This window comes from Ferrovum myxofaciens (assembly GCF_000735045.1).
GTDB classification, from domain to species: domain Bacteria; phylum Pseudomonadota; class Gammaproteobacteria; order Burkholderiales; family Ferrovaceae; genus Ferrovum; species Ferrovum myxofaciens.
Window position 1 is genome coordinate 1 of sequence record NZ_JPOQ01000389.1, and the last position, 347, is coordinate 347.

The 347-nt window shown below is 55.6% G+C and carries 1 protein-coding gene; it reads right to left on the reverse strand.

Translation table 11 applies throughout. The features are described 5' to 3' along the window. A partial coding sequence (locus IV91_RS0114175) for a Mu transposase domain-containing protein (RefSeq protein ID WP_031599501.1) occupies positions 1 to 347 on the reverse strand: 347 nt, incomplete at both ends.

The following is a 347-nucleotide window of genomic DNA, read 5'->3' on the forward strand; positions in this document are numbered from 1 at the left end:
CCAATCAGGGCATGGGGCACACTGTACCGATGACCATTCACCTCGATGTGATAGTCGATATGGACCTTGGCGCTCTTGAAGTGGGCGATTTCATAGCGTTGAACCGGCAGGGGTTGCAATGCCGGTTCATCCAGCACTGCAAAAGTACTGGCACGGCTGCCGGGCAGTTTCTGAAACGGTTTGTGATTGAGCCGTTCCAGCAACGGGGTGATTTCCTCATCCACCTCGTTAACCGTGGTAAACCGGTGATGACGCAGACGAGCCATGATCCAACGCTCAACCACCTGCACCGCAGACTCGACTTTGGCTTTATCCTGGGGGGAGTAGGTCCGGGCAGGAAGTACCGA